Origin of the sequence: Oscillatoria nigro-viridis PCC 7112 (genome assembly GCF_000317475.1) — a bacterium.
Taxonomy (GTDB): domain Bacteria; phylum Cyanobacteriota; class Cyanobacteriia; order Cyanobacteriales; family Microcoleaceae; genus Microcoleus; species Microcoleus nigroviridis.
The window spans coordinates 5,390,448-5,412,944 of the sequence record NC_019729.1 but is presented as its reverse complement, the minus strand read 5'-3'; the positions used below and the strand labels follow the sequence as shown (position 1 = coordinate 5,412,944).

The following is a 22,497-nucleotide window of genomic DNA, read 5'->3' as shown; positions in this document are numbered from 1 at the left end:
AGCTTGGCAATCTGAAAACTCAGGGCTAGTTACAGCGGCTCTCAATCAGGTGAGGTACTCGCCGGCTTTCTTATTAATTCCCCAATCGAAAATCGAAAATCCCAATCAGTACCTCACTCAATTGACAATTGCGATAAGTGCCTTCTGCCTGCAATTTTCCTTAAAAACCGATGACTTGAGTGTCAGCAGGCAGTGCAGTGGCCTCGGAGACCTTTTTAAACACAGTTGCCTGCTCGTTTAAGGAATTAGGTCTGGCCTGTCCGGGATTGGTGCCTTGCAACTGAAGCCGCATTTGACCTTCGGGAGTCAACTCAAAAACAGTCTCAACTGTTTCTGTGCTGCTGAGGCCGACATCAAGGTGCATCGGTTTTTCACCGAGATTAACTTTGTACCTCATTTCTTTGGCGCGGGCGGCTCCGTCGGGGCCTTTAGCCATGAGAAACAATTTGCCTTCTGGGGCAAAGACGAAGGTGAAAGACTGACCGGAGGGGACTGTGCCTTGCCATTGACCTAGGAGTTGCTTGTCGATGCTGGTAGCGGCCGGGGCTGCTGTTTCTTGGGCAATTATTGGTGCTGCTGCGGATGCAGGGCTGAGTGAGGCGTTGAAGCTAATGAGGAGGCCCAAGCAAAGGCTACCTGCGATCGCTTTACCAATCATTTTTGAATTAGACATGAGACCGATCTAAAAATTGGTTATTTGTTTTGTACACTGTAGCGGTAAAACCGTACTTTGTTTAGTTTAAATCCCTTTTATGAATAGATATAGGTTGCGGTTCCAACCTGCAACGCAGTTGTCATCCCCGGACTAAAGCTTCTCCTGAGCTTGTTGAAGGGTCATTCTATTTTAGATTTGAGATTTGAGATTTTGGATTGACTTGCGCGAGATAAATTCGGGGGATGCAAGGATTTTAGATTTGAGATTTGGGATTGATTCCACGGATCGATCGCGTGGCGGGTACCACCTTTGAAATTATTGGCCGCGGCGCTTTCAGTTTTTTTTGTAAAATCCTATACAAATGCGGCTTAAGCTGCACAGTTCGCTGTTCTGAGTTGATTGTTTTTAACTCAAAACAGCTAATTGACTATGACGTTCGATCCCCCCAGATAGTTTGGCAAATCGATCGCATTAATAGTCTTTCATTAATCTTTTTCAGGATCGGGTTCGGCTTGTTCTGTGGGAGATTCCGGCGCGGGTTGCTGTGGATTTTGCGATCGTTTCATGCGCTCCAATGCCTCTGCGTAAGACCAAGCCACGCTCACAATAAAAGCTTTCGCCATGCCGGACAAATTTTGTGCAGCCTCGTTTTCAGGTGCTTCAGCTTTTTGGTTGCCGTCGTTCATCATGTTTTTGTTTTCTCCCGGGCAGGTTTTTTTTAGCGATTTTTTGCAGTCTGCGATCGATACCCACAAATTATGATTTTTCTTGCACCCGCACCCTACTTATTTTTGAGGATATGACCTTGATTACCACGAATAATATCATAAATACGCTGATTGGATGACCGCATCAGAAAGAAACCTTAACTTCGCTGGTCGCCCGCAGCACAGACTCCTGCTGGAAAGTGCGCTTGTAAGTTTCGATAATTTCATTAATAGCGTGATTTTTTTCCGGGCTACTTTCATAAATCAAAATAACTATTTTAGAGTTTTCTCGAATCAGAATTCCCGAGCTGTTGAGAAATTGCCCCGATCCGTCTAATACGGTTAGCCCTTCCCGAAAGCGAGGGGTAATAACTGCCTTGACAAACTCCTGCCATTCTGCTTCAGAAACTGACTCGCCTCCCGGTTTAGTTAACCCAAAATACAGTTCATCTTTGAGGAGATTTGTTTGCTTGGCGTTAGTATCCGAAGTTTCGGCAAGTTGAGCGCGGGCAATTGTCGCCGGACAAACAGGCAGGATGAACAGCACGCCAATCAAGCAAAGACTGTTAAGATGTTTATTCATCAGGAATTACGCGGAACTTCTATATTGTGGGCCGTTGCTTCTAGCGTGCCATTGAAATGCTGATTGAGAATCCTGCAATATGTCAATTTTAACCGCCGAGTCTTATCAACGGGTTTTTAACGCGAATTTGATTTAATTTAACATAAAACGCTTCAAACTCAAAAACCCAGTTTCACCGGTGAAACTGAGTTTTTGAGCGTCTGTTCTAGTTTATTTACGCTTGCCTACTTGATTGCGCCTGTCGTATTAAGTAGCTCAACCTATTGAAACGTCAAACTTTTCAGGTGTTGAGAAACCCGCAAGGGCGAGCACTCTTGGCTGCGCCCCGAAAGCAATCAGGTTTCTCAGTGTTATATTTTTTAGTTGGAGCTACTTATCCTTTAATTCGCGGATACTTCTCTTAGCAGTGTCTTGATACATCTCCCCGAATTCTTTCACGGCTGCTCCTGCCTCTTGCCCAATCTTCTGAGCTCGTTCGCCGGGAGAGTCTGACGTTTCGCGAGCTTCTTGCCTCCATTCCCGGGTTGTTTGGGGTCTTTCAGGATTGTTTAGATCGGCTTTTGAGCCTCCTGAAGTGCCGAAACCCTTGTTACTGTGTCCCGAATCAACGTTTGCCGTCAGCAGCATAAAACCGACTAGGACGACACTCAAAAAACTCTTCACTTGAAAGCCCTTAAGCAGGGAACTGATGCGAGCGATCGCAGTGGAAATCAAATTCATCTCGGTAATACTCCCTAAGTTGATTGGCGATAAATTTCAACATTTTTAAATCTCATTGGCTCACTCGAAAATCAGCAGGTAACGCCAGAGAAAGCCAACTTAGCTTTACCTTGCTATTAACCGCCTCAATAGAGTTATAGGTTAGCGATAAAATCTGGTAAATACGCCACCTATGTGTGAGCCAATTAGCTTTTTCACACATGAATATCACGTTAACAGCAGCAAAATAGTTATACCTCTAACTAAAGTCATAACTTAATTAGAAGCAAAAAACATATTTTTCTACACATGGTTAGACAATTTTTAATCAATCATGCTATTCAGGGCAAATTCTTATTGCAAGCGATCGCCCGTTTTTACATCAAACCAGTGCAGCAACTGAGACGGAAAAACCAGCTCTACAATTTCGGAATTCCAGTGGCGGTCATTGGGCAGCAAAGCCCGCACCGTTACTGACTCCACACCTCTAACTCGGACGCTAACTAAATTTTGCATTCCCAAGTTTTCCACTAAATAAACCTCACCTTTAATTGCCTCTGGGGCCGCTATCTTGCCGGCCTCTGCATCTGCAAAGCCGACGTGTTCCGGGCGAATTCCCAACACAATTTCTGGCGGCACAGTCGGCATATCTGGTAGTCGAACTCGAAAATCGCCCAAAATCGCAAAATTTCCCTGGCATTTAAGCACTAGCAAATTCATTTGCGGGCTGCCCACAAAACCAGCTACAAACTGATTTGCCGGACGGGTATAAATTAAGTGTGGCGGGTCTAGTTGCTGCACGTTGCCGCTGTTGAGAACTGCGACTTTGGTAGAAAGCGTCATGGCTTCGGTTTGGTCGTGAGTTACGTACACTACAGGAGCTTTTTGGGAGGAAAACAATTGTTTGAGTTCGGCCCTAACTTTTTCCCGCAATAATGCGTCGAGATTGCTCAAAGGTTCGTCGAGCAAAAATACTTCCGGTTGGCGCACTAATGCGCGGCCGAGGGCGACTCGCTGCCGCTGTCCGCCTGATAGTTTTCCGGGTTTGCGATCGATTAATTCCGTCAATCCTAGGGATGCTGCAACTTCTGTCACTAACCGGTTGATTTCACCGGAGGAGATTTTGCGAAGTTTGAGGCTCGATGCCATATTCTCGTATACTGTCATGTGCGGATAAAGCGCGTAACTTTGAAAAACCATTGCAATATCGCGATCGCCCGGTCTGAGATAAGTGACATTGCGATCGCCAATTCTAATCTCGCCTCTAGTCGGCTGTTCCAACCCTGCAATTAACCGCAGCGTCGTAGATTTGCCGCACCCAGACGGCCCCAGCAAAGTCAGAAATTCCCCTTCGCTGACATCCAAACTAATGTCTTTTACGGGAACAACTTTAGGGCTGTAGGTTTTATTGAGGTTTTTGAGTTGCAATTTTGCCATGATTTTTAAAGTGTTGACTGTTGACTGTTGAGTGTTGACTGTTGACTGTTGACTGTGTTGTTTGATTCGTTCCCAGCCAGAGCCCAGGAACCAGTTCAATCTAAAATCTAAAATCTAAAATCTAAAATCGATTTATCCTTTTACCGCCCCCGCAGTTAAACCCTGAACAATGCGCCGCTGGAACACCAAAACCAGCAAAACCAAGGGCAAAGTTCCTAAAACGGTAGCTGCGGCGATCGGCCCGTAAGGAATCTCAAATACTGACACCCCGCTGAGTTGAGCCGTAGCCACGGGGATTGTTTTTAGAGATTCGCGAGTCATAAATGTGAGTGCAAATATAAACTCGTTCCAAGCTGAAATAAACGTCAAAATTCCAGTTGTGACTAACGCGGGAAATGTCATCGGCAGCACGATTTGCCACAGCATTTGCACAGTGTTGTATCCGTCAACTTTAGCGGCATCTTCCAAATCTTTTGGCAACTGTTGAAAGAAACTCCGCATCACCAAAATTGTCAGCGGCAGATTGATAGCGGTGTAAGGAATAATTAATGCTAAATAATTATTGCCTAAATCCAAAGCTTTGACAATTTCCAGCAGTCCCAAAAATAGCAGCACCGCCGGAAATAGCGTCACAATCGTCACAGTTGCCAGGATGATTCTCTCGCCCCACAGCCGCAACCTGGCCAAAGCGTAAGCTGCGGGAGCGCCTACAGCCAAACACAGCAATGTTGAAGTAATGGAAACAAAAGCGCTATTTAAAATGTAAAGTGCAAACGGGCGGCGCTGGAAGAGGGACAGGTAATGATCGAAAGTAATTCGTTTGGGAATGTAGACGTTTGGAATCGCCGAAATATCTGGATTGACTTTGAAAGAAGTTAGCACCTGCCAGATAATAGGTGCGAGGAAATAGGCGACAATTAATATCGCCGATATTGGCAAGATTAATTGCCGGATGTCAAAGGTTTTTTTAGTGGGTTGTTCGCGGGCGATCGACATAATTTATACCAATGAAAGGAACGTGTTAAGCTGTTGCGGCATTTAGATTTAACTTTTGGGGCGGGCTTTCCTGCACACCCCACCAGAGTTTCAAGAAATAGCGAGAAACCCGGTTTCTACGAGTTTTGTGGACGCGAACGAGAAATATAGGAAGAAACCCGGTTTCTGGAGTCTGCGTGCGATCGCAAACTAACTTAACTTCCAGCAATCGAAAATCCAAAATCTAAAATCTAAAATTGACTGGCGCGGGCTCTCGATAACAGGTAAGCGGCGATCGCAACTGCTGCCACTAATATCAAAAAAGTACACACCACCAAAGCCGCCCCGTAGCCAAAGTCTAAATACCTCATCACCGTGCTGTAAATGTAGATAGAAACCGTCTCCGTTGCCCCCGCCGGCCCCCCTCCCGTCATCACCTGAATCAAGTCAAAAATGCCGAAAGATTGGGCAAATCGAAACAGCACAGCAATCACAATTTGGGGCATCAGCAGGGGCACGGTAACTTGACGGAAACTCTGCCAGCTACTCGCGCCGTCAATCGCGTGGGCTTCGTACAAATCACCGGGAATTGATTGCAATCCCGCTAGCAAAAGCAAGCTGACAAAGGGCGTCGTTTTCCACACATCTGCTGTAATTACTGCCATCATTGCCAAAGTCGGATCTCCCAGCCAGCTAATGCTATTTTGAATCAATCCCAATCGCCTCAAAATGTCGTTAATTACGCCGTATTGGTCGTTAAAAATCCACGCCCAAGCTACTCCCATCAATGCAGTGGGCAGCGCCCAAGGTAGCAAGGAGATTGTGCGAACAATGCCGCGCCCTGTGAAGGATTGATTTAAGACTAAGGCAATGCCCATACCGAGAATTAATTCCAGCACAACAGAGGCGACTGTAAATACTGTGGTGTTGCCTAAAGTTTGCCAGAAACGCCCGTCGCCTAACATTCGACTGTAGTTAGCAAAACCGGAAAAAACCAGTTTTAATTCTGTACCGAGGTTTTGGGTGAATAAACTCAGCCAAAAAGCGCGCAATATTGGGTAAGCAAATACTAGCAGCAGAATTATCAAAGCTGGTGCTACTAATATCCATCCGGTTTTTTGCTCGCGCTGTCGCATCTTGTCTAATTGCATATCGTTCACCTTTAATTTATTTTTGGGCGGGCTAGAAGCAACAGCCCACAATTGAATTAACTATTTGTGGAACAGGCATCTTGCCTGTCTCTAACTATTTGTGGAACAGGCATCTTGCCTGTTTCTAACTATTTGTGGAACAGGCATCTTGCCTGTTTCTAACAGAATAGCAAGATGTCAAATTTACGAAGCTTGGGGTTGTTTCAAACTGCCTAATAAATTGCGAGTTTCGTTAGCTGCTGCTTTCATTGCTTGTTCTGCACTCATTCTCCCGGTAAAAGCTGAACTCAAATAGCGCTGCAAAATATCAGAAGCTTGAGCGTATTGTGCCAGGGGCGGGCGCAAAGCTGGCCGTTCCACTACTTTTAGCAGTTGCGGGTAGTGGGGATATTTGGCGACTATTTCTTTGTTGGTAAATAGGGATTTGTAACTGGGAATTAAACCTGTTTGTATAATAAATTTGCGCTGGGTTTCCTCGCTGGTAAGGTACTGAATTGCTTTCCACGCTTGTTCTGGATGTTTTGAGGTTTTGGCAATTCCCCAGCCCCAGCCGCCCAAGCAGGAACCGCCTGTTTTACCCGTACTGCTGAGCATTGGCTCGATCGCAATTTTGCCTCTAACATTCGATCCTTCGGCATTTGCCAGCTTCCAAACATACGGCCAGTTTCGCAAAAATAGCGCTTTGCCATTTTGAAACAAAAGCCGGGTTTCTTCTTCGCCGTAGGTGGTGACACCCGGAGGAGAAATGCCAGAGGCGATCGTATTTTTGAGAAATTCCACTGCTTTAATTGCCTCCGGTTTATCTAACCCAACTTCAAAAGTTTGAGGGTTGGCCCAAAAGCCGCCGAAACCGGAAAGTACCTCGACAAACATCGCAGAGACTCCCTCGTATTGTTTGCCTTGCCACAGATAACCCCAAGTTACTTTTCCCTGTTTCTGCAAGTTTTGAGAGATTTTTACCATCTCTTCAAAGGTTTTCGGCGCTGGAATTTTCGCTTGTTCTAAAATGTCTTTGCGGTAGTAAAGCATTCCGGCATCGGAAGCGTGGGGAATTCGGTAAAGTTTGCCCCGATACCGCCCGCCTTCGACGTTACCTTGGATGAATTTTGATAGTTGTTTGGGGGGAATTCTGTCTGTCAAATCCCTTACCCAACCTGCGGCTGCAAATTTGGGAACCCAGACAATATCCATGTTAATGATGTCGTAGGGCGATTCGCCTAAAAGAAAGGCAGATGTGTAAAGATTTTCTATGAGGTTTGTGTCAAAAGGCCCTTCTATGAGGTTGATGCGAATCTTGGGGTTTTTCTGTTCAAATTCTTTGACAAAGGGTCTCCAGTTAACAATATCTTGGCCTTGCATTAACATGGTGAGCACGACTGGCTGTTGAGTCAGTGCCGGCAGAATAAATAAAAGCAAGACGGTGGCTAATGTGACAGCGAATAAGGCTAAAAGACGGGGACGCTTCTGGCTTCGTTGCTGCGGGGAATTTATTTTTTGCATTTGCTTTTGAGAAATGGCGGTGCGATCGCCTTCTTTCTCTCATAACTCGCTTTCTTTTGTTTCGCTCGATTTAGCGAGTTTGTGCAATAAAAATTTAAGTAAACTTTAGCTTACTTAATAATGCTTGAGTTGAAAGTGCAAATTTTGATTTAACTGATTAGATGGCGAGTTAAATCAACATCTATCTACAGATAGATATTAGACCTCTTACAAAAATCGTCAACTATCTTGAGATTATCTGCGTTTATCTGTGTTTATCTGCCTGTAATCTGCGGTCGATCCTTCTATCAAAGATTTATGCAATTCAAGTCTATTGAGAACATTTAAATAAATAATTCTTGCTTCTTGCTTCTTGCTTCTTGTTTCTTGCTTCTTGCTTCTTGCTTCTTGCTTCTAAACACAAAAAACACCGCTCCTCAAAACAGGAGAACGGTGTATAGGGGGTGTTATGGGTTGTTGTCTGGGATTAACCTTAACAAATCACGATCGGCTGAGGCTATGCCTTGTGATGGTTCAAAAATTGGCACAAACCTGCACGATCGCCCGCAGCTCGATCGACCGCGAGCGATTAGCCCAACCATTCCACAACAGCATCCTGCTTGGTATTGGTGCGCCGTTCTGGGGTTTCGCGGTTGAATTTCAAGTGGATGGCGCGGTTTTGTTCGCCGTCTGCTGCTACTGCAAAAATCGGATAGTCGATTAAGCCGTCTTGGAAGGACATCTGGAAGCGGAAAGTGCCGTCAGCATTGAGTTTAATCGGCTGTCCGCCTACGTAGACGGTAGCGTCTGGTTCGGTAGCGCCGTAGACGATCAGTTCGGCATCAGCAACTAACCAGAACTGGCGGGGGCGCATCGGGGCGGCGAAGCCAACTCCCGACATACCGACACCCGACATACCGAAACCGGACATGGTGAGCCCGGACATACCGACACCCGACATTGTGAGCCCGGACATACCGACACCTGACGCGGTGAGCCCGGACATACCGACACCTGACGCGGTGATGCCGGACATGGTGGGAACCGCCCACATTCCGACGCCGGAGGGGAACACGTAGGAACTGAGAGCTTGTTCGTGGATGCCGACTTGCTGGACGGAACCGGCTACGTGCTGCATGGAACCGAAGATAGAACCGGCTACGCGCAGGGCTTCGGCAGATTCTGCCATGCCGAAGATTTGTTCGTAGATGGCGTTGCTGGTGCTGTAACCACCGCCATTGGCTTTTGCGAGTTTCTTGGCCGGAGGAACCAGTTCCGCGAAGGTTTTGCCCTGCAATTCTTCTTCCCAGTCGAGGGTGATGAATTGATCTTCAATCCAGTCGCTGGGATACACGGGAGGAACGCGGACTTCGGCCGATCGAGCTAATACCAGCCAGCGGCCATCTGCACAGCGGTAGCCGATGTCGATGGCGTAGTCCCGATCGCTCACGGGGATTGGCACGTACCATTCCCGCGCCATTTCGTCGCAGGGATATTCTTGAATGCTGTGCGGGCTTTGAGTGTCGAGGTTAACATCTGTAACGTCGTAGATCCGCAGGGCGAGTTGCTGTCCTCCTTGGCGGCGCAATTCTTCTTTGCGATCGTTGGGAATGTCCCAGTAAGTGTAGGCCCATTCAGGGTCGCGGGGCATTAAAACCACCCGGCTTTCGCCGTAGCCATTGGGCAAATCTGCTAAACCTTCATCTACAGACGACAAAGAACCGCCTGTTCTATCTTCTTGACCGAGTTCAAACTTTGCTGCTTCCACTGCTTCTTGTGCCTCTAATTTGCGAGATGGGCTGTAGGAAAATTTGGTGCGCTGAATTTCTTGAATTGATGCCAGAAGTTGCGATTTCCGCATCCGGCTGTAGCGAGAGACTCCACATTCGCTAGCAACTCTGCGGAGTTGTCGCAAAGTCATCTCTTCTAATGGTGGGCGTTCTTTTGCCATGAGTTGGTTCTCCACTAATTTAGGATGGCGGGTTAGATTTTTCCTTTCAACACAAATGTGTTGACCTTTTGAGTTAGAAACTCTTTTAAATCCACATATTATCGAGCTTCCAAATCTCTCCAACCTTTGAAGCCTTGCTTGTTTTTAGCTTGTCTTGTCCCCCATGCGATCGGGGGTTTTGACTTTTTGGCTTCTGCGCGCACCGTCCGATCTAAATAAAGCTTTATCTTTCGATTCTTGATTGACAAGATCGATTTTGTGAGTGCGACCGGTGCTGCTAGCAACGCTGTGCTGCCAGCACAAGCGCTATTTGACTCCCAGTGCTGCTTAATCGAAGCATTTCTTTGGGATCGCTTTGTCATGACTTAATGTTGCAGACAAGTTGCGATCGGGTCAAGGGGTCTTTTCCTTCAATTATGGGTACTTATACGCATTTTCAGGCATTTGGGGATCGCATTGTCAGGAAATCTTGACAATACGGCGCTGGCGGGGATCGTCTCCGCAACAATTGTCAAGATTCCCTGACACGAATTAGATGTGAGATTGAGTCGGCTGGGGCGGTACTATGGATAGAGGGAATTTAATACCAAATTTCCTAGGCTGGCAGTTGGGCGATCGTCTTCTGCAAGCTTCGTTAACGGGCGATCGCAACTACAAACCAACATTCCTGGACGCAAAAAGGGTTTGACGCGCTACTGATACAGATAAGTTGCCCGCTGCACACCCTACACATATAGGTTCTGCGTAAATCTTGTAAAATCTAAAATCTAAAATCTAAAATCTAAAATCGAATGACATAAAGGTTCTGCGTAAATCTTGTAAAATCTAAAATCTAAAATCTAAAATCTAAAATCGAATGACTTTAACGCTTTACAACAGCTTGACCCGTCGCGAATCACCTTTTGAACCCATCGAACCAGGAAAGGTGCGGATGTACTGCTGCGGCGTTACGGTATACGATTACTGCCACGTCGGCCACGCCCGCGCTTACATTGTTTGGGACATGGTGCGCCGCTATCTGATGTGGCGGGGATACGATGTGCGCTACGTGCAGAATTTTACAGATATTGACGACAAAATTCTCAACCGCGCCCGCGAAACCAATTCCACCATGGAAGCCGTGGCGGAACGCTTCATCGAGGAATATTTCGTAGATATGGACAAGCTGAATATTCTCAGGGCCGATGAATATCCCCGCGCCACCCATACAATGGACGGCATAAAACGGCTGATTCACGAGTTAGAAAATAAAGGTTATGCCTATGCTTCAGGCGGCGACGTTTACTACAACGTGAGGCAATTTGCCGATTACGGAAAACTTTCCGGCCGCAAGTTGGAAGAAATGCAGGCCGGGGCTAGCGGTAGATTGGAAACAGCAGAAATAGAAGCTCAAAAAAAGCAAGATTCGTCTGATTTTGCTCTGTGGAAAAGCGCTAAACCGGGAGAACCTGCTTGGGATTCATCTTGGGGAAAAGGCCGCCCCGGATGGCACATCGAATGTTCGGCAATGGTGCGCGATTGCTTGGGCGAAACTATTGACATTCACTGCGGCGGTTCCGATTTAACTTTTCCCCACCACGAAAATGAAATTGCTCAATCTGAAGCCGCGACGGGCAAGTCCCTTGCTAATTATTGGATGCACAATGCTTTTGTGACTGTCAACGGCAAAAAGATGTCCAAATCTTTGCACAATTTTATTACAATTCGCGATTTGTTGGATGGGAATTGGTCGGGCGATTTGGAATCTAACCCCCCCCAGCCCCTCCTTGGTAAGGGGGGGAGTCAGAATGAAGGAAGCGAGAAGTCAAAAGCGGTAGAACCGATGGCGGTGAGGCTGTTTGTGTTGATGGCGCAGTATCGCAGCCAAATTGATTTTACCGAAGAGGCGATCGCTAGCGCTAAAAATGGCTGGCATACTCTGAAAGAAGGCTTGCTTTTTGGCAGTCAACACGGATCTAAACTTGGTTGGGATGTTGAGAAAATCGAGCAATTGACTGGACAAGATAGCACACTTGTGCAGCAATTTCAATCAGCAATGGACAATGATTTCAATACTCCCGGTGCTTTGACAGTGTTGTTTGAAGTCGCTAAGGAATTGGGCAAGGAAGGTAATGTTTTAGTGCATCAGGGAAAAACAGAAACTTCACCGGATTTATTGCAACAAAAATGGGTGAGTTTGGTGAATTTGGCGGGGGTTTTGGGTTTGGAAGTTCAGCCGGAAGCTGAGACGGAAATCTCGGTTGGTGGTTTGACGGATGGGGAGATTGAGGCAATGATTCAGCAGCGGAAAGATGCCCGGAAAGCTAAGAATTTCGCTGAGGGCGATAGAATTCGCAACGAACTTAAGGATAAGGGAATTACTCTGATCGATCAAAAAGATGGTACAACCATCTGGCATCGGGGTTGAAACTAAATTCATAGTCTGCGGAGGCAGACTTTGTTTGACAAGAAGCGGTTTCAACCGCCGAATTCTAAACAAGCTTTAATGTCTTCCTCCGTCAACTCTGGAAAATCGTCTAGAATCTCTGTATGAGACATTCCCGCAGCCAGCCAACCCAACACATCATACACGGTAATTCGCATTCGCCTGATGCAAGGCTTTCCACCGCGTTTACCTGGTTCGATCGCAATGATTTTGCGATCGCTTATGACAAGACCGAGTTTAGTACATTTTTCTTTAAGTTTAGCCTAGTCTTGGAATAAGCGATACAATTATACTAAACTTCGCAAGTTGTTCAACCTTAGAGGTAATAGCCTAGCTCTATGAATACCCTCGACCAAGTGCTAGAAACTGCTTTGCAATTGTCATACGAACAGCAGGAAATGCTGATAAAAATCCTGCAAAACCGTCACCGCGAGAGTATCCGCGCGGAAATAGCTGCTGATGCCCAACAAACCTTAGCTGATTTCCGTACAGGCAAATTTCGACAGCAGTCAGCCGAGGATGTTATTTCAGCATTACGCCAGTCTTTGGACGAGCCGGAATCATGAGACAACTGGTTCTGACTCCCAAATTCCAACGAGCATTTCGCAAGTTTGTCAAACGAAATCCTGAGATCCAGCAACGTATTGAAGAATCTCTTCAACAAATGGAAGCAGATGTATTTTTTCCAAACCTAGGTACCCACAAACTAGGCGGCAAACTCGACGGTCTTCACTCCTGCTCTTGCGGCTATGATTGTCGTATCGTTTTCTCAATTGAAGAGGATACGGAAACAAATAGTGAAGTCATTGTTTTACTCGACATCGGCACACATGATGAGGTCTATTAACTGTGTCAGTTATTATTAGAAGGTCTCTTCAGAAAAAGATTGAATTTGTATTTAACTTATTCACAAATTCGGCAACAGCCGCGACAAATTCTGCGGTTGATTCATAGGGCAAAACATTCCGCCCCGGCATTAATAAACCTTCCCCATTTGGAAAAGCAGCTAAATATTGCGCTAATCTTTCATCCGGTTTTTCTTCCTTACCCTCTTGACTGATGCTGGAGGCTTTTTCTCCCATCACAACGAGTGCGGGGCGATCGAACTTTTGAATCGTGCTACTATAATCCTGCCGCCAAAACCCCGCTAAAAACGAGAAAACCGCGTGCCGGCTGTCAGGATTCGCCGCCCCAGCCTGCAAAGCATCCAACCATTCGCTGTCAACTTTTGCCGCATCGCCAAACAGTTGTTTGATGGAAAAAGAACGCAAAAACTCAGCGCGTCTGGCGTAGCGGTAAAAAGCGTTTCCCAGGGGAGAATTTAACAAATTCCAGACAATCCGTTGCTGTGTTTCTGTCGAATGTTTGTTCATTACCGCCCAAGCTGGAGGCCCCGCGAGGACTAACCCGCGAATGAAATTTGAGCCGCTTTCCTGCTGCATTTTTGCTAAAGCCAAGCCTACAGACAGTAAAGCACCTTGCACGAGGACGATCGCAGGTTTTTTGACTGCAGTTTCCAAGAAATACTGCAACTGTGCCGCCCAATCGTCAGGATAGCAAGCCACAGCCGGCATTTCGCAATCGCCGCAGCCCAAAAGGTCGGGATTGTAAATCGGATTACTATTCCCTGCTTTGTACCAACTCTCACAAAATCTATGCCAAAAGATTCTTGACAAACCAACTCCAATCGGGTGAATTAATAACAAAGGGATGCTATCTTCTGTCGCAGTAGTTGGTTTATAAACTTCATAAGCACAGCGATAATTTTGCCATTCGTAAAACAGCGTGGGTGATTTAATAGACGAAATAGTGGAGAAATCTTGGGTTGAATATGGCGGTTGCATCTTATTTTTTTTTTGAACCGATGTTACTTTTTATTATAATATGAGTAGGTGCGGGTTTTACCCGACATATATTTGGTAAATGAGAATATAAATAAACCCGCCCTGCGGGATGACATAAGCGCGAATACAAACCTTGATTACTTAATCATGTCAGAACAGCGGATTACCATTTCTTTACCTAACTTGCTGCTAATTGTAGCATCGTCCTTGCTGCTAGTGCTGCTGTGGCAATTGCGGAGCCTGCTAGTAATTCTGATGATATCAGTTGTGCTGGCTGCTTCGATCGTCCCGATCGTGAATTGGGCCGAAACCATGCGGGTTCCCCGCTGGCTGGCGGTGATTATGGTTTATTTAACTCTCATCGGCGGATTTAGCGGGACGGTAGTGTTAATCGGGCCCACGGTCATCGAACAAATAGAGTTACTGCTGCGGCAGTTACCAGTTTATGTCGAAAGTTTGCGAACAGTGGCAACTAATGTATTGAGTCGCCTCACCGACGATGCCCCAACCTTGGTGGGTCAGTTGGTGGACACTCAATCGCTAACTAATTGGCTGATTCGATCGAGTCAACAACTGGTTTTGCGATCGTACAGTTTAACCAGAGGCATTCTCGGCGGTTTCTTCAGCTTAGTTTTAGCATTATTTATTTCAGGTTACATGGTTGCGGACAGCGACACATTAATCAAAAGTTTGGTGCAGTTTTTCCCGAAACCTTGGGATGCAAAATTAGCTGCACAAGCGGCGCCAATCGGTCAAAGAATGGGGAGTTATATTCGCGGGCGAGTGTTAGTTTCGGGCATTTTAGGGATATTTATTACCACAGGTTTGAGCATTTTGGGAATGCCGGAATTTGCTTTAGGCTTGGGTGCGATCGCAGGTGTTACCAACTTGATTCCCTTCATCGGCCCAGTGTTGGGAGCAGGACCAGCATTAATCGTAGCATTAGCTAAAGGTGGCTGGGTACTTTTGTGGGTCTTACTGTTATTTGTAATCATCCAGAATTTAGAAACTTACGTACTAGATCCTTTGCTGGTTGGTTCATCGGTTGGTGTGCATCCCTTATATCAATTGCTGTCTGTATTGGGAGGCGTTCAAGTATTAGGAATTATTGGAGCAGTAATTGTGCCGCCTTGGTTTGCGGGAGTGGCAGCTTTGATTGAGAACCTGTATTTAAAACCGAAACTTAGGAGCGAACATCGAGAGGCAATAGATCGGGCTAAAAATAATTCTGACTTGCCACCTCTGACACCTTCAGCGTGACAGCAGCTTACGCCTTGAGAATTCAACACAGTAGACTCCAATTGCAAGCATTCGCTCTCCTCTCTGGAAATTATCTGCGTTTATCCGCGTTTATCTGCCTTACATCTGCGGTTGACTATCAATCAAAGATTCATGCAATAAATCTAGTATCCACAAATCTGCTGACTAAGGACTAATTGCCACTTCAATGCGGCGGTTGCGCTGCCGATTAGTATCGGAACTATTCTCCACCGAAGGGCGACTTTCCCCATAGCCGATCGCCACCCAATGATACTTCTGACCGAGTACGCCCGACAAATACTGCACCACCGCCTGAGCCCGCGCAAACGACACATTGCGATTGTCCGCCGCTTCCCCCACGTCGTCAGTGTGGCCCGCAACCCGCACAGTTGCCCCCTGGTGATTCCCCAACTCCGCCACCAAATTGTCCAAAATCGCATTAGTACCCGCGCGCAAAGAAATGCTGCCAGTATCAAACAAAACATCGCTGGGCAGAGTCACCATCAGCGCATCCCCCCCAAACACCGGATTGTTGGCATTCTGTGGGGCAGTATTCACCGTTTCAGGGTTCAGACTCGGGCTGCCCGCCACCTCCGGTAAAGCAGGAACAGGACTTGCCGCCGTTTCCGGCCCAGCCAATTCCCGCGACATCAACTGCAAACGCTTTTCCAAAGTTTCCGTCGGGCGGCTGGTACCCAACTGACTCTCCAAAGCTGCCGTGCGCCCGATCAGCGCGTTGAGTTCGCCCTGCAACTGTCTCAAATCCGACTGCAATTTCTCTCTCTGGGCTGGACTGACTGTTGACTGGGGAGTCGGTGTAGCGGTTGGTGGCGGGAGCGCCGGAATTGGCGTTGCTGGGGCGCGTTTCGGGCTGGAGGTCAAATTTTGAGTTACACGCAGCAATCTCTCTGCCAGCGGCATCTCCGTCGCGCCTGACGGATAAATTTGAGCGATCGCCATCCCCAAAACCCACGCAAAACCGCTGCCCACCCCCAGCAGCAGCAGTCGAAAAATCAGCGACAGTACAAGCAAACCTTTTCCCCGCGACTTGGAGACGCGAGTGGGGGGGATTGAAGGTTTTTGGTTAAAAGATCGGGTCATGTTTCCTCCCTCTCGGTGTACAGAGCAGATTAATTTCGATACTATTTTACCTATCCGATTTTAGATTTTAGATTTTAGATTTTAGATTTGTCCTTCCATCTAAAATCTAAAAAAGAAACCCGGTTTCTATAAATCTGGGGTTTGGTGGCGAAGCCTCGAGTCAGAAACCAGGTTTCTAGTCCGTTGCGCCAGCCTGAATCTGTTGGATAATTCAGTAAAACTTTTGGAAAAAAAACCGATGACTGACCCTTTAAATAGCCCTTATCCCGTTCCTTGGGAATGGATTAGTGCCACTCATGCTAAAGTGAGCTCCACTGCAGGCACGGGCCTCCGCTATTATCGCAGTCCATCCCTAGTATCAACTAACGGCCAACACGCAGCTTACAGTCGAATTGAGTTGCAAGTACAGCCGGAATTCTCCCGGTGTCGGGTTAGCAGTGTCATGTTTGTGGAAAATCTCAAAACCGGGGAACTGCAAACAGTGGCGGCTGCTTCGCCGCTTGCCGAAAGCGGAATGTATGCTAGCGATGACACAGATATGTCCGGGACGATCGCCATTTTAGTGCCTGTTTCTTGGAATCAAGACGGTTCGCGCATTCTCGCCCGCGAATTTGAAGCACTTTTCAACTCTTCCGATATGTCCGACTACGGTGTCATTTGGGACAAAAATGATAACTACACTTATACCGTTGCTCCCGCTCGCAGTCTTTACACTCATGCTGTATTGTTGGGTTGGAGTCAAGTTTGTCCCGGACAAGTTCTGTTCCGCGCAGGCAATTTGGGCGATCGATCTTGGCCTCTTTGTGCAGTTGATATGACAGGGCAAACGGTAGCAGTCACCGAGGACAAACCCCTAGTTTTCGGCAGTCAAGCCAGCACAGACTGGATCGAACCTAAAACTCGTTTTTAGATATTATGGCGGCATTTTCTTCGCTCGGGCCAACATTTTTTTTAGTGTCAGGTCAGTCTTTCAACCAATTCATTTTGACCCTGGGGCTGATTGTTTTAGCTGTTGTTTTTGGTTTAACAGCTTTTATTTTTATTCGCATTTTTCTTAATTGGTTGCAGGCGAAATTAGAGGGGGGTCGCCATTTATTTAGCCGCTCGTCTCCCAGAAAAACTGGCAATTCAACCCTTAATATTTCCGAACCTGAAAAGGTTTTTTTAGAACCCATCTTTGTAGAAAGTGAAGGAAATTTAGCTGCTGCTATTTTTGGAGGAGGAAGCGATATCTCAGCAGCGTTTGAGCCGGAGATAATCTGCGAAAATCCAGCAGCAGTTGCCTATCTCTACAAGCCGATCGCTCTTTGGCACGGGCGCTTAATTTTACCGTCAAAGGAAGAGCGCCAGCCCTACGGCACAGTGTTTTTTGAAGTAATAAATGCACCGAAAAAATATAGAAACTTTATTGGCACAACAGCATTTTTGAAATGGAGTACAAATCGCAAAGTACAGTTTTTTGTCCATGCAGTAACGCAAGATATCAACTTCACAAAACAGGCTATAGATAGTAAAAAATCTGGCAATATCCATCCAGATAGATTGAACGGCTGGCGGAATGTCGGCCCTTTAGAAACTCTAGCAGGCACCAGACTCGAAGACAGCGTGACTGTGATGCTACGCAGGCCAGTGATTGCGATTCATTATAGCAGCAGCGATCGCCGCGAACTCACGATCGATCGCGAACCAGTACAAATTATCGGACGTTTGTGCGCTTTAGTATCAATTTTACAGCGAAAAGAACCCGACAGCGACAAATTTATTGTCCGGCATTTCAACAAAACATCTCAACAATTTGACGGCGCAGCCGAAATCATTCGGATTCCGCAAGTACAGCCCGACAAAAATGGCGTAGCGAGGTCTACCAATCACCTGATCGAACAATCGCCCTTAAATCCAGACGGCTGGTACATTTACGGCGAAAGAGACGAAGAAAATATGTTTGTAGTGCAGGCAATCGAACCCCGCAAAATTGCTCAATTAATCCCAGATGAAACACATTTCGGTCTCGAAAAATCTCTCGCTTATTTAAGCAGCAAAAATTGGGAAAATACACCAGCCCAAAAAGGGCAAGCAAAAAGAGTATTGTTAACCCCAAATGATGCTGCAGAAAACGCTTCAATCTCTCCTTGGCAAGAAGGAGATATCGGCATAGTGATTCACAGTTTCGGCGGTATCGGCGGCAAAAAAGGCGAAAAGCCAGCGCTGGGAATTGTCACCGGACATTTTGCTTTCGGAGTAGCAAAAGTGGTGCGAGATCGCTTTACCGGCGAACTGCGTTTTGACATAGAATACAAACAAGTTTACGCCCACAATCCCGACGGAATTGTCGCCGGTTCCAACAAATGGCAAAGCTACATGGGAGACTTGCAGCGCGGCTGGTTGGGCGATCGCCCGGTTTGCGATATCATCTGTAAATTAGACTGCGTGTGTTGCGACTACGATTTTGACGGCATCACCTTGTCGCCTTTAACGGAATTAAACCAGCAGCTAGATATCATGATGGCCCGCTACCGCAGCGGAGACGGCACCGGCGCAAGTTTAGTCACGCCAGCAACTTCTTGCGTCCAAGATTCAAGTCAGGCAATTTACGCGACAATTAAAAAAATCACTTCCGAAATAGAGTCAAATCCTCAGATTCAAGACTGGCTGAAAACACATCCCACCGACGCACAAACTCAACGATTTAATCAGCTAGTAGCATTAGGAGAAAGTTTAGAAACAGTATTAATGCCCCTCGGCATTGTCCGTCCAGATTGGCGCAGAAATTCGAGATTAGCGGGGATTGATTCTGAACTGAAAAAAACCTTTTTTGTCGGTATAGCGAACCTGATAAAAGCTGCTATTAGTTACCGCACAATGCTGCCCAGGCGCACCCAAGATGAAATAGCCAAAATTTTCTTAAAACAGGGAGCATTTTTGTGGATAATTCGCACCAATCAAGTTGGAGGATTTGACCCAGACATTGAACCCCACGCACCGACAGGCCTTTGAATCAGCAATCGGTTTGTAAATGATTCGGCGATTGAAATCAAATCCGTTGGCATCGTCCTGTATTCATCTCTCTCTTCCCTTTCTCTGCATCCTCTGTGTCCTCTGCGGTTTCATCATTCCGATACAACCGGAATTGATATGACAACTGACTGTTTGGACATTTGAACAATACCGATGCAATCGGAAACGATATGAAATCGCTACTAGAAAAACCAAGTCTGCCTCCCCAGACTAAGAGATTGAGGGGGTATTAAAGCCGGATTTGGTATCAGTCAACAGTCAACAGTTAACAGTCAACAGTCAACAGTTAACCGTTAACAGTCAACAGTCAACCATTACCAAGGAGTGACTTGAACTTTGCCGTCAGGTGCCAAAACTACGCGGAAATCAGCCAGCGGTTCCGCAGGCGGCCTGGTGCCAACAGGTTTGTAAAGCAACTCCGACAACGGCGTTTCCGATCGAGCAACTGCTGCCGAATTCTCCGACTTGTAACCGACAATCGCCCCGTCGGCGGCCACACTCACCCGATAAACCAACTCCGCATCAACCGGAGGCTGATTCTTCACAACTCCGTCAAGTTGCTGGGAAAGTTTGCCCCTCAACAGCTCAATTTCCCCTGCATCCGTAATTGGCACGGGTGCTGCTTCAGGGCTTGCCAAACCTTCAGCAACAGGACTGGGCGTGCTTTCCGGCGAAGTGCTCGACTGCGGTGCGGCGCTAGGTGAAGCGTCCGGCTGCGGCGCGGGGCTCGGAGTCGGCGAACTCGATTCAGCCTTCGGAGTTTGAGTCCCAGGCAGCAAACCGTCAGCAGGGGGCGTGGGATTGGGATTAGGCGAACCCGATCCGCCGGGATTCGGCGTCCCCTGATTCTGGCCCGCTGGATTGGGCTGGGGAACCGGATCTCTCTGGCGCTGGACTTCCGGCACCGGCACCAAGAAAAACGCCATCGCAGCCAAAGCCAAACTCGACACCCCGACGACTGCAGGCAAACTCCGCTTCGCCAAAGGTTCGGCCGACTTGACGTAACGCTTGGAAATTGGGGTTAATTGCAGCGACAATTCCGGCAGCGTCTGCGTGTCGGCAAAAAACTGATCGATCGCCTCTACCAAGTCAAATAGCTGTACCGTCGTCAAATCTACTTTTGCCGACAGTTCTGTTTTTTGATCGATTTGGGTCGGGCTGCCTGTGGAGGGGGGTAGAACGGTTAACCGATGCAAATTCCCGTCAATTCTGTGCAACTGTACCATACCCAAATTCGGGCCGTAGCGATCGGGATAATGCACTCCGCTCATAAATTCTTGAGCGTAGCTGCTGACGACCCTCACCAAGCTTTCAAAAAACTCCCGCCCCCCCGTCAGGGGCTCGCCGAGACCTGTAACATAGCATTCAGCGCTCATTAGTATAGAAAGCACCGGCCGTATATCTAACTGGCTGGCTGCCGATCCATCGCTCAACCCTTCTAGAACTAGGGTGCAATTTGGCAGACTGTACTGACGCCTAATAGTCATTTTTTATTCAACTTCTCCATCAAACAGGCTAACCCAGAAGCGCTGCATTCCGGCTGTGCCTGTACAAAATAGCAGTTTGCTCAACAAGTTCAAAGCTAGTTCGTTGAGCTTGTCGTCGGAATCGTAAGCTGCAACAAGCGATCGCTTGGGGTTCATGCGCGATCGAAAGTGAGCTCGAAAGCGTTCTAAATACTCTGCCAGCGGCAGGTTCTGGTTGAGGGGGATATTTCTCGATCGCAACTGCTGCGAGTCTAGCAGCAACTGCCGAATTGTGGCGGTTAACTTGCGCGCCATATTGCAGGCGATCGCCACCAGCGCTTTTGCCTCCACAATGGTAAGGGAGCGGCGCTGGGTATAGCGTCTCAGCGGGTTAGTATTACGCATCAGCCAAAGGGCAACCCGATTTTTGATAATTGATTCCAATTCCAGGTCCTTTGACACTGCAAGCATTTCTTCAGCACCTCCGAGATACAAGGCTTCGATCGCCAGCAACATCAGGTCAATTTGCAATCTAGCCCGGCGGGGACATCCGCCATCGGAGGGCGACAAGTCTGGCAAACTGTCTAAAATTAACGGGTTTGACTCGGTAAGCGAAGTTTCTGACGGCATTAATATCACGGCAACATCCATTCCAAACAAACTATACGGGCACGGGGGTCTTGAGCCAGACAAATTCTCAACCAAGAACTTCTCTGGGATACTTTATTTTTATCATTGACTTTTAGGCATATTTTCTAATTTAGCAGCAACCGACCGTCACAGGCGAGCTCCGGCAGGAGTTCGATCGCCCGCTCCCCCACCCCCGCCGCCGCTTTGTGATTCCTTGCTTCATGAGGGGAGAAGGGGAGAGTCAATCGATTTGAGATTTGAGATTTGAGATTTTAGAATTGAAGCATTGACAAGGCCCAAAAACGGATACGCTACCACGTACTCCTGTCGTGGAAAGATCAAAATTTTCGACCCTAGTTCAAGCTCCCAGATTTATCTGTGGGGTAAATCGAGAATCGAAAATCGAAAATCGAAAATCGACTGACTTGCGCGAGATAAATACGTTCGGCTCTTTATCGGATACAGGTTTTTTATTTCTGGACGGATGAATCCGGGGGCTTGTATCCTGGATGCTTTCGATGGAAAGCGACAAAGAATTACCCATTTCCCATCTCTTATTCTCTGTTGGGCTCAATCAATGTTGCTGCTTCTGGGGTTGCACCGCCGCTTCTCTTTGAGCCGTAAAATCAGTAGCCGCCGCCTTATCAGTCAGACTAATTTTTCCCTTGAGGCTTTCTTGCTCCACAATTCCGCGCATTTTAACAGAACTGTTTTGACCGGTTGCTGTGGAGTCGCTGCAACCAGCTAAATTAGGAACCGCACCCGACAAGTTCAATCCTTGAGTTTCCCACTTACCAAATAAAGAAGGTTTCTCCTCGGCTGTTTTTTCCCTGCCCTCCGTGCTGCCCGATCGCAAATTACCGCTCAAATAAACACCCGATTGCTCGATTGTCAATACCAAAACATCAGATTTCAGACATTCGGGCAAACTTTTAGGCTCGAAGCGATAATGTCCCGCAATTGCCGGAGGTGCCTTTAAATTTGTTTCACCGTAAGCAGTTACCACCTTAAACAGCACGGCAACAAACGCCAGCGAAATACCGTAAAATGATAACAATTTGACATTTAAATGAATCATAATTTTTGTCATTGGTAATTAATCATTAGTCATTCGTCATT

The 22,497-nt window shown here is 47.1% G+C and carries 23 protein-coding genes; 7 read left to right on the top strand and 16 right to left on the bottom strand.

Annotated elements, in window-relative coordinates; translation table 11 throughout:
* Positions 1–160 precede the first annotated feature (160 nt).
* The 10 genes from OSC7112_RS22460 to OSC7112_RS22410 form a co-directional block, all read right to left on the bottom strand.
* On the bottom strand, positions 161–673 hold the full coding sequence (locus OSC7112_RS22460; RefSeq protein WP_015178052.1) for a hypothetical protein: 513 nt from the start codon (positions 671–673) through the stop codon (positions 161–163).
* Between the two features lie 467 nt (positions 674–1,140).
* A complete protein-coding gene (locus OSC7112_RS22455) occupies positions 1,141–1,344 on the bottom strand; it encodes a hypothetical protein (RefSeq protein WP_015178051.1) in 204 nt (67 codons plus the stop codon).
* A gap of 163 nt (positions 1,345–1,507) precedes the next feature.
* Positions 1,508–1,945, bottom strand: coding sequence for a DUF3574 domain-containing protein (locus tag OSC7112_RS22450; RefSeq protein ID WP_015178050.1), 438 nt, complete (start codon positions 1,943–1,945; stop codon positions 1,508–1,510).
* A gap of 369 nt (positions 1,946–2,314) precedes the next feature.
* The gene (locus OSC7112_RS22445; protein WP_015178049.1) at positions 2,315–2,665 is read right to left on the bottom strand and encodes a hypothetical protein; all 351 of its coding nucleotides are present in this window, start codon (positions 2,663–2,665) and stop codon (positions 2,315–2,317) included.
* Between the two features lie 333 nt (positions 2,666–2,998).
* Positions 2,999–4,081 carry an ABC transporter ATP-binding protein gene (locus OSC7112_RS22440; RefSeq protein WP_015178048.1) on the bottom strand — a complete coding sequence of 361 codons (1,083 nt, stop codon included), beginning with the start codon at positions 4,079–4,081 and terminating at the stop codon, positions 2,999–3,001.
* Positions 4,082–4,213: 132 nt separating this feature from the next.
* Positions 4,214–5,077 (bottom strand): carbohydrate ABC transporter permease, encoded by an 864-nt coding sequence (locus tag OSC7112_RS22435; protein ID WP_015178047.1) that lies wholly within the window; start codon positions 5,075–5,077, stop codon positions 4,214–4,216.
* A 230-nt stretch (positions 5,078–5,307) separates the two neighbouring features.
* A complete protein-coding gene (locus OSC7112_RS22425; protein ID WP_015178046.1) occupies positions 5,308–6,207 on the bottom strand; it encodes a carbohydrate ABC transporter permease in 900 nt (299 codons plus the stop codon).
* Positions 6,208–6,390: 183 nt separating this feature from the next.
* On the bottom strand, positions 6,391–7,707 hold the full coding sequence (locus OSC7112_RS22420; RefSeq protein WP_015178045.1) for an ABC transporter substrate-binding protein: 1,317 nt from the start codon (positions 7,705–7,707) through the stop codon (positions 6,391–6,393).
* Between the two features lie 568 nt (positions 7,708–8,275).
* Positions 8,276–9,637, bottom strand: a complete 1,362-nt coding sequence (locus OSC7112_RS22415) for a DUF4912 domain-containing protein (protein ID WP_015178044.1) — start codon at positions 9,635–9,637, stop codon at positions 8,276–8,278.
* A gap of 98 nt (positions 9,638–9,735) precedes the next feature.
* Positions 9,736–9,999, bottom strand: a complete 264-nt coding sequence (locus OSC7112_RS22410; protein WP_041622684.1) for a hypothetical protein — start codon at positions 9,997–9,999, stop codon at positions 9,736–9,738.
* A gap of 203 nt (positions 10,000–10,202) precedes the next feature.
* Between OSC7112_RS22410 and OSC7112_RS41900 the strand changes: the two genes are divergently transcribed.
* Together OSC7112_RS41900 and cysS are read left to right on the top strand one after the other, a co-directional pair.
* On the top strand, positions 10,203–10,325 hold the full coding sequence (locus OSC7112_RS41900) for a hypothetical protein (RefSeq protein WP_263053545.1): 123 nt from the start codon (positions 10,203–10,205) through the stop codon (positions 10,323–10,325).
* A 168-nt stretch (positions 10,326–10,493) separates the two neighbouring features.
* Positions 10,494–12,044 carry a cysteine--tRNA ligase gene (gene cysS, locus OSC7112_RS22405; protein WP_015178043.1) on the top strand — a complete coding sequence of 517 codons (1,551 nt, stop codon included), beginning with the start codon at positions 10,494–10,496 and terminating at the stop codon, positions 12,042–12,044.
* A gap of 50 nt (positions 12,045–12,094) precedes the next feature.
* Here the strand turns inward: cysS and OSC7112_RS22400 are convergent, their stop codons facing one another.
* Positions 12,095–12,286, bottom strand: coding sequence for a DUF433 domain-containing protein (locus tag OSC7112_RS22400; protein WP_041622683.1), 192 nt, complete (start codon positions 12,284–12,286; stop codon positions 12,095–12,097).
* A gap of 114 nt (positions 12,287–12,400) precedes the next feature.
* Between OSC7112_RS22400 and OSC7112_RS22395 the strand changes: the two genes are divergently transcribed.
* Both OSC7112_RS22395 and OSC7112_RS22390 read left to right on the top strand, forming a co-directional pair.
* Positions 12,401–12,628 carry a hypothetical protein gene (locus OSC7112_RS22395; RefSeq protein WP_015178042.1) on the top strand — a complete coding sequence of 76 codons (228 nt, stop codon included), beginning with the start codon at positions 12,401–12,403 and terminating at the stop codon, positions 12,626–12,628.
* Positions 12,625–12,909: a type II toxin-antitoxin system RelE/ParE family toxin gene (locus OSC7112_RS22390; RefSeq protein WP_015178041.1), complete on the top strand. Its 285-nt coding sequence runs from the start codon at positions 12,625–12,627 to the stop codon at positions 12,907–12,909. Before OSC7112_RS22395 ends, OSC7112_RS22390 begins: the two co-directional genes overlap by 4 nt.
* Before the next feature lie 28 nt (positions 12,910–12,937).
* Here OSC7112_RS22390 and OSC7112_RS22385 read toward each other — a convergent pair whose 3' ends face one another.
* Positions 12,938–13,906, bottom strand: coding sequence for an alpha/beta fold hydrolase (locus tag OSC7112_RS22385; RefSeq protein ID WP_015178040.1), 969 nt, complete (start codon positions 13,904–13,906; stop codon positions 12,938–12,940).
* A gap of 147 nt (positions 13,907–14,053) precedes the next feature.
* On the opposite strand from OSC7112_RS22385, the gene OSC7112_RS22380 reads away from it, so the two are divergent.
* Positions 14,054–15,166: an AI-2E family transporter gene (locus OSC7112_RS22380; protein ID WP_041622682.1), complete on the top strand. Its 1,113-nt coding sequence runs from the start codon at positions 14,054–14,056 to the stop codon at positions 15,164–15,166.
* A 165-nt stretch (positions 15,167–15,331) separates the two neighbouring features.
* Here OSC7112_RS22380 and OSC7112_RS22375 read toward each other — a convergent pair whose 3' ends face one another.
* Positions 15,332–16,267 carry an OmpA family protein gene (locus OSC7112_RS22375; RefSeq protein WP_015178038.1) on the bottom strand — a complete coding sequence of 312 codons (936 nt, stop codon included), beginning with the start codon at positions 16,265–16,267 and terminating at the stop codon, positions 15,332–15,334.
* A gap of 238 nt (positions 16,268–16,505) precedes the next feature.
* Between OSC7112_RS22375 and OSC7112_RS22370 the strand changes: the two genes are divergently transcribed.
* Both OSC7112_RS22370 and OSC7112_RS22365 read left to right on the top strand, forming a co-directional pair.
* Positions 16,506–17,177: a hypothetical protein gene (locus OSC7112_RS22370; RefSeq protein ID WP_015178037.1), complete on the top strand. Its 672-nt coding sequence runs from the start codon at positions 16,506–16,508 to the stop codon at positions 17,175–17,177.
* A gap of 5 nt (positions 17,178–17,182) precedes the next feature.
* Complete coding sequence (locus OSC7112_RS22365) at positions 17,183–19,261, top strand: abortive infection protein (protein WP_015178036.1); 2,079 nt, start codon at positions 17,183–17,185, stop codon at positions 19,259–19,261.
* 335 nt (positions 19,262–19,596) lie between these two features.
* Here OSC7112_RS22365 and OSC7112_RS22360 read toward each other — a convergent pair whose 3' ends face one another.
* The 3 genes from OSC7112_RS22360 to OSC7112_RS22350 form a co-directional block, all read right to left on the bottom strand.
* Positions 19,597–20,769 carry a DUF4335 domain-containing protein gene (locus OSC7112_RS22360; RefSeq protein ID WP_015178035.1) on the bottom strand — a complete coding sequence of 391 codons (1,173 nt, stop codon included), beginning with the start codon at positions 20,767–20,769 and terminating at the stop codon, positions 19,597–19,599.
* 3 nt (positions 20,770–20,772) lie between these two features.
* Positions 20,773–21,399 (bottom strand): DUF3038 domain-containing protein, encoded by a 627-nt coding sequence (locus OSC7112_RS22355; RefSeq protein ID WP_015178034.1) that lies wholly within the window; start codon positions 21,397–21,399, stop codon positions 20,773–20,775.
* Positions 21,400–21,952: 553 nt separating this feature from the next.
* On the bottom strand, positions 21,953–22,468 hold the full coding sequence (locus OSC7112_RS22350; RefSeq protein ID WP_015178033.1) for a hypothetical protein: 516 nt from the start codon (positions 22,466–22,468) through the stop codon (positions 21,953–21,955).
* Positions 22,469–22,497 lie beyond the last annotated feature (29 nt).

Excerpts from the sequence above, each read along its gene's own strand:
- OSC7112_RS22365 (WP_015178036.1), top strand. The coding sequence starts at position 17,183 with ATGGCGGCATTTTCTTCGCTCGGGCCAACATTTTTTTTAGTGTCAGGT.
- OSC7112_RS22350 (WP_015178033.1), bottom strand. The coding sequence starts at position 22,468 with ATGACAAAAATTATGATTCATTTAAATGTCAAATTGTTATCATTTTAC.
- OSC7112_RS22425 (WP_015178046.1), bottom strand. The coding sequence starts at position 6,207 with ATGCAATTAGACAAGATGCGACAGCGCGAGCAAAAAACCGGATGGATA.
- OSC7112_RS22360 (WP_015178035.1), bottom strand. The coding sequence starts at position 20,769 with ATGACTATTAGGCGTCAGTACAGTCTGCCAAATTGCACCCTAGTTCTA.
- OSC7112_RS22445 (WP_015178049.1), bottom strand. The coding sequence starts at position 2,665 with ATGAATTTGATTTCCACTGCGATCGCTCGCATCAGTTCCCTGCTTAAG.
- OSC7112_RS22450 (WP_015178050.1), bottom strand. The coding sequence starts at position 1,945 with ATGAATAAACATCTTAACAGTCTTTGCTTGATTGGCGTGCTGTTCATC.
- cysS (WP_015178043.1), top strand. The coding sequence starts at position 10,494 with ATGACTTTAACGCTTTACAACAGCTTGACCCGTCGCGAATCACCTTTT.
- OSC7112_RS22385 (WP_015178040.1), bottom strand. The coding sequence starts at position 13,906 with ATGCAACCGCCATATTCAACCCAAGATTTCTCCACTATTTCGTCTATT.
- OSC7112_RS22370 (WP_015178037.1), top strand. The coding sequence starts at position 16,506 with ATGACTGACCCTTTAAATAGCCCTTATCCCGTTCCTTGGGAATGGATT.
- OSC7112_RS22395 (WP_015178042.1), top strand. The coding sequence starts at position 12,401 with ATGAATACCCTCGACCAAGTGCTAGAAACTGCTTTGCAATTGTCATAC.
- OSC7112_RS22380 (WP_041622682.1), top strand. The coding sequence starts at position 14,054 with ATGTCAGAACAGCGGATTACCATTTCTTTACCTAACTTGCTGCTAATT.
- OSC7112_RS22355 (WP_015178034.1), bottom strand. The coding sequence starts at position 21,399 with ATGGATGTTGCCGTGATATTAATGCCGTCAGAAACTTCGCTTACCGAG.
- OSC7112_RS22460 (WP_015178052.1), bottom strand. The coding sequence starts at position 673 with ATGTCTAATTCAAAAATGATTGGTAAAGCGATCGCAGGTAGCCTTTGC.
- OSC7112_RS22390 (WP_015178041.1), top strand. The coding sequence starts at position 12,625 with ATGAGACAACTGGTTCTGACTCCCAAATTCCAACGAGCATTTCGCAAG.
- OSC7112_RS41900 (WP_263053545.1), top strand. The coding sequence starts at position 10,203 with ATGGATAGAGGGAATTTAATACCAAATTTCCTAGGCTGGCAGTTGGGC.
- OSC7112_RS22410 (WP_041622684.1), bottom strand. The coding sequence starts at position 9,999 with ATGACAAAGCGATCCCAAAGAAATGCTTCGATTAAGCAGCACTGGGAG.
- OSC7112_RS22415 (WP_015178044.1), bottom strand. The coding sequence starts at position 9,637 with ATGGCAAAAGAACGCCCACCATTAGAAGAGATGACTTTGCGACAACTC.
- OSC7112_RS22375 (WP_015178038.1), bottom strand. The coding sequence starts at position 16,267 with ATGACCCGATCTTTTAACCAAAAACCTTCAATCCCCCCCACTCGCGTC.
- OSC7112_RS22420 (WP_015178045.1), bottom strand. The coding sequence starts at position 7,707 with ATGCAAAAAATAAATTCCCCGCAGCAACGAAGCCAGAAGCGTCCCCGT.
- OSC7112_RS22455 (WP_015178051.1), bottom strand. The coding sequence starts at position 1,344 with ATGATGAACGACGGCAACCAAAAAGCTGAAGCACCTGAAAACGAGGCT.
- OSC7112_RS22435 (WP_015178047.1), bottom strand. The coding sequence starts at position 5,077 with ATGTCGATCGCCCGCGAACAACCCACTAAAAAAACCTTTGACATCCGG.
- OSC7112_RS22440 (WP_015178048.1), bottom strand. The coding sequence starts at position 4,081 with ATGGCAAAATTGCAACTCAAAAACCTCAATAAAACCTACAGCCCTAAA.